This is a genomic window from Streptomyces montanisoli (assembly GCF_017813245.1).
GTDB lineage: Bacteria > Actinomycetota > Actinomycetes > Streptomycetales > Streptomycetaceae > Streptomyces > Streptomyces montanisoli.
On sequence record NZ_JAGIQL010000276.1, the window covers coordinates 1 to 4,951 of the forward strand.

A 4,951-nucleotide genomic window follows, 5' to 3' on the forward strand; every position below is an offset into this window, starting at 1 on the left:
TCGGGACGTGGCGGGGCCGTGCCCACGGGCGCGCCCCGGTCGTGCGGGGCACGGAGGCGGAGGCGCGGCGAGGGCCGCGGCGGGCAGGACCTAGGCGGTGACGGGACCGCCCGCGCCGGGGACGGGGAAGGCGCCTGTGGCGCGCCGCACGATCTCGGCGTACACCTCCGGATCCGTGGTGTTCTCGCCGAGTGCGACGTCCTTGCGGGTGCCGTGGTAGTCGCTCGAACCCGTGGTGAGCAGCCCGAGGTCGTGGGCGACGCCGCGCAGCGCGTCCCGTGTCTCGGCGTCGTGGTCGGTGTGGTCGACCTCGATGCCGTCGAGCCCGGCGGCCGCGAGGCGGGCGATGGTGTCCTCGGGGACGGTGCGGCCACGCTTCACGGCGGCCGGGTGGGCGAAGACGGTGACGCCGCCGGCCGCCTTGACGAGGCGGATGGTCTCGAACGGGTCGCTCTCGTGCTTCTCCGCGTACGCCCGGCCGCCGTCGGCGAGCCAGTCGGCGGTGAACGCGTCGGAGACGGTGGGCACGACGCCCAGCTCGACGAGGGCGGACGCGATGTGCGGGCGGCCGACGGAGGCGTCGCCCGCGATCCGCGCCACCTGCTCCCAGGTGATCCCCACACCCAGGTCGTTGAGCTTGCCGATCATGGCGTGGGCACGCGGCACGCGGTCGTCGCGCACGAGCTCACGCTCGGCGAGCAGGCCGGGCTCGGCGGGGTCGAAGAGGTAGGCGAGCATGTGCATGCTCACGCCGTCGATCCGGCAGGACAGCTCCGCGCCGGTCACGAGCGTGACGCCGGCGGGCAGCGCGGCGGCCGCCTCGGCGTGGCCGCGGGTGGAGTCGTGGTCGGTGAGCGCCACGACGTCGAGCCCCGCGGCGGCGGCGTTGCGCACGAGCTCGGCGGGGGTGTCGGTGCCGTCGGAGGCCGAGGAGTGGGTGTGCAGATCGATGCGCACGGGGGAATGCTCCTGGGCTCGCTGGGTCGACGACAACCCGTCCAGCGTAACGGCCCCCCGCGCCTCCTCCGGCCACACCCCGGGCCCGGGCCCCCGTGAGCCCGGGGCCGCCCCGGAGACCTCGCGGCCACGACCAGACCCGAGGCACCCGCCCCGCCGGCGCGGCGCCGCTCCCGAGCGCCCGCTGCCCACGCCCGTGGACCGGCCGTCTTCCCGGCTGCCCGGCCCGAGGCTGCCCCCGGGTGCCCGGCCCGACGACGGCGGCTCGTCCTCGACCGGGGCCTCCCGTGCCCGCCGCCATCGGAGAACCTCGTCGAGCCCGGCCGGCCTCGTGGCCGCGACTGGACCGGCACGAGGACGGCCACCGGCACGGGGGGCGCCGGGCCCATCGCACAGCCCGACGGCGGGCCCACGCCGGGCCCAGGTGATGGGGCCGCCTCGGCCGGGACGGCCGGTCACGGCGGGCGGGGCCGGAAGGGGCGGCGCGGCTCCCGGCGCGCGGGCCGGTCAGGACAGCAGGCGTGGGGAGAGGGCGCCGCACGGCAGCAGGTCGACCTCCGCGCCCGCGTCCCGCAGGTCCGTCAGGATGAGCTCGTCGTAGAGCAGCAGCTCCGACTCCTCGGGCCACGCCACGGCCCACAGCCACAGCCCCAGCGCCTCCCCCGCGAACGCCACGCGGTCGTCAGGCGTGCCCGAGACGCGCCACAGGGGGGTGGGGCGGCCCGCCGCGAGGAGCTTCGCGCGTGGCGGCTCGTCGACGCGCAGGTGCGGGCCCGGGTCGGGGCCCTCGACGCCCGCGTACCGGGCGCCGAGGCCCACGCCGAGTTCCTCCGCGACGAGCAGCATCTCTCCGACGCCACCGAGCGGGCTCGGGCCCGAGCAGGCGACGGCGGTCGCCGTGCCGCCGCTGCGGTCGTCACCCGCGTGCGACACGCCCGTGAACAGCCAGCCGACGGGCAGTGGCCACGGCATCCAGACGGGGACCCTGGCGCGGTTCACGACGACGCCAAGGGACTCGACGCTGGGCGGGATGACGGGCTGCAGCGGGTGCACCGTCCCGTGCGCGTCGCACTGCCAGGAGTCGGAGAAGAGACCTGGCGCCCTCACGCGCCCACCGCACTTCGGGCAACTGGGTTGGCCCCTCATATCCGCCAACGGTCCTCCCCGGCCGACGCCGCGTCAAGGCGATCACGCGACCCGGGAGTGCGGTGGCACCCTCTCAGTCAAGTGGTACGGCACCGCGCAGAGGGTCACGGAGGTCCGTGCCGTGGGACAACCAGCGCTCCTGGAGCTCCTGTGCGCCCCTCGCGCGCTTCCACGCCGCCTCGTGCGCCGTCATCGGAAGCAGCGGCAGGAATTGCACGGGATCCATCGGCCCGCCCAGCTCCAGATCCGCCACGAGTCCGCCGCCCTCCGCGACGAGGACGGACGTGAACGGGGCCTCGGGCCACAGCGGGCCGCCGACGTCCAGCGAGGCGCCGGGCGCCACCACGACGCCCTCGACCTGCGGCGACGCGGCCAGCACGGCGAGCGGCCGCAGCACCTCGTCGGTGCGCGCGAGCCCCGCCTTCACGGACAGCAGCAGTTCCGCGCGCGGTCCGCGCAGCGCGTCCGCGGTCATCGACGTGCCGTCGCTCATCGGCGCCGCCGACATGCCGAGCGTCGCGTACCGCACGACGGGCCCCGCGGGGCCCGCGGTGTCGACGAAGCGCAGCACCTCGACGCGGTCGGCGCCGACGAACGTCACCGCCGCACGCGCGTCGGGCTCGCCCAGCGCCGCCCGCAGCCGGTCCTCGACCAGCGCAAGAATTTCTGCCACTCGGCGAGCATAGATCGCGTAAGGATGGGGCATGACGCAAGATTGGCCGCGCTCAGGCTGTTAAGCTGGGGCGCCGATCGGGGCAGCAGGCAGAAGCCTTGCTCTCCAGTCCCGACGCACACGTCATCCCCCACGGGGGACCGACCGGAGGAGGTGGGGCTGCGGTGGATCGAAGTCACCCGGCCAGTACCAGCCGCTCTCCGTACGGCTTCACAACGTTGTGAGCTGAGCCCGCCCTCCTGACCGGCCCCACCGCGTCGCACGAACCGCGACCGCGCACCGGCCGACCGGCCGGGCACCGGCTTTCCGTCCGGCGGATGAGCACATCGCCCCAGCTTGTGTTTTTCACCTGTCGGTAGCGCACACCGTCATCGCGATCCCCCGGCGCCGCCCGCTTCGCGGACGTGCTGGTCTCGTCGAGTCCGAGTCCACGCCCCCGTTCCGGGCCGCGCCAAGCCTCGCCTGACGGTCTCTGTCGTGAAGGAGCCTGCCATGTCGATGATCCGGGACCTGCGTGCAGCCGTTCGTCCGTCGTTCCGCAAGAACGGCGGCTCCTACCGCTCCTACGACACCGCCCATGACGCGTCCGCGTCGACGGCGGTCGTCGACTGCGGTGTCTACCGCGACGGCCGCCGCGTGACGACCGATACGTGCGCGACCCCGCACGAGGCCATGCTGCGGGTGCGCGAGGAGGGCGGTTTCGCCTGGATCGGCCTGCACGAGCCCACCGAGCAGGAGTTCGCGGGCATCGCGGCCGAGTTCGGGCTGCACCCGCTCGCCGTGGAGGACGCCGTCCACGCGCACCAGCGGCCCAAGCTCGAACCCTACGACGACACGCTGTTCACCGTGTTCAAGACGATCCACTACGTGGAGCACGCCGAGCTCACGGCAACCAGCGAGGTCGTGGCGACGGGCGAGGTCATGTGCTTCACCGGCCGGGACTTCGTCATCACCGTCCGGCACGGCACGAAAGGGTCCCTGCGCGGCCTCAGGCACCGCCTCGAAGAGGACCCCGAGCAGCTGGCGCACGGCCCGTCGGCCGTGCTGCACGCGATCGCGGACCACGTCGTGGACGGCTACCTGGCCGTCGCCGACGCGGTGCAGGACGACATCGACGAGGTCGAGATCGACGTTTTCTCCGAGCCGGTGAAGGGCAAGAAGGGGCAGCGCAGCCCGGACGCCCAGCGGATCTACCAGCTCAAGCGCGAGGTGCTGGAGTTCAAGCGCGCGGTGTCGCCGCTGCTGCGGCCGATGCAGATGCTGAGCGAGCGGCCGATGCGGCAGGTCGAGCCGGCGATCCAGAAGTACTTCCGCGACGTCGCCGACCACCTCGTCCGCGTGCACGAGCAGGTCATCGGCTTCGACGAACTCCTCAACTCGATCCTTCAGGCGAACCTGGCGCAGGCGACGGTCGCCCAGAACGAGGACATGCGCAAGATCACGTCCTGGGCCGCGATCATCGCCGTGCCGACGGCGGTCTGCGGCATCTACGGCATGAACTTCGATCACATGCCGGAGCTGCACTGGAAGTACGGCTACCCGATGGTGCTCGGCGCGATCGTTGCGGTCTGCCTCGTCATCCACAGGACACTGAAGAGGAACGGCTGGCTCTGACGGGCCATCTCGTCCGACGGCCATCTCCGAGGAGGACACGTGCCCGAGTCGCAGGCTGCCCACTCCCTGGTGGAGGAGGCCACGAAGAAGTCGGGGCTGGTCTGGGTGCGGGGCACGGGCCGCGCGAGGCCCGTGTGGCACGTGTGGCTCGACGGCGCCGCGTACCTGGTCGGCGAGGGGCCTGGCGAGCAGCCGCTCCCGTCCGGTCTTGTGGACGGCGCGAGCGCCGAGGTCACCGTCCCGAGCAAGGACAAGCGCGGGCGGGTCGTGTCCTGGACGGCCGAGGTCGGCGAACTCGCGCCGGGCTCGCCGGAATGGGCCGCCGCGGTCGCCGAGCTCAGGAGCAAGCGCCTGAACGCGCCGGACGGCGAGGCGATGGTCGACCGCTGGGCCCGCGAGTGCCGTGTGCTGCGCCTGACGGTCCGGCAGGCGACGACGGCCCTGCCGGACACGTCCCTCGCCGCGCGCCCCGCCCCCACCCCGGCGACAACGCGCGGCCCCCTCCCCCGCTTCCTCGCGCGGCGCCGCAGGGGGCGCACGGGCTGAGGCCGGCCCGGCCGG

The 4,951-nt window shown here is 74.0% G+C and carries 5 protein-coding genes; 2 read left to right on the top strand and 3 right to left on the bottom strand.

Annotated elements, in window-relative coordinates; all coding sequences use genetic code 11:
- Positions 1-90: 90 nt before the first annotated feature.
- The 3 genes from JFN87_RS31970 to JFN87_RS31980 form a co-directional block, all read right to left on the bottom strand.
- Positions 91-957 carry a PHP domain-containing protein gene (locus JFN87_RS31970; protein WP_209345834.1) on the bottom strand — a complete coding sequence of 289 codons (867 nt, stop codon included), beginning with the start codon at positions 955-957 and terminating at the stop codon, positions 91-93.
- A gap of 507 nt (positions 958-1,464) precedes the next feature.
- Complete coding sequence (locus JFN87_RS31975) at positions 1,465-2,103, bottom strand: DUF6758 family protein (RefSeq protein ID WP_209345836.1); 639 nt, start codon at positions 2,101-2,103, stop codon at positions 1,465-1,467.
- Positions 2,104-2,176: 73 nt separating this feature from the next.
- A complete protein-coding gene (locus JFN87_RS31980; RefSeq protein ID WP_209345838.1) occupies positions 2,177-2,776 on the bottom strand; it encodes a suppressor of fused domain protein in 600 nt (199 codons plus the stop codon).
- A gap of 492 nt (positions 2,777-3,268) precedes the next feature.
- Here JFN87_RS31980 and JFN87_RS31985 point away from each other — a divergent pair, with 492 nt between their 5' ends.
- Positions 3,269-4,390, top strand: a complete 1,122-nt coding sequence (locus JFN87_RS31985) for a magnesium and cobalt transport protein CorA (protein ID WP_209345840.1) — start codon at positions 3,269-3,271, stop codon at positions 4,388-4,390.
- Positions 4,391-4,429: 39 nt separating this feature from the next.
- The gene (locus JFN87_RS31990; RefSeq protein ID WP_209345842.1) at positions 4,430-4,936 is read left to right on the top strand and encodes a hypothetical protein; all 507 of its coding nucleotides are present in this window, start codon (positions 4,430-4,432) and stop codon (positions 4,934-4,936) included.
- The last annotated feature ends 15 nt before the right edge of the window (positions 4,937-4,951 follow it).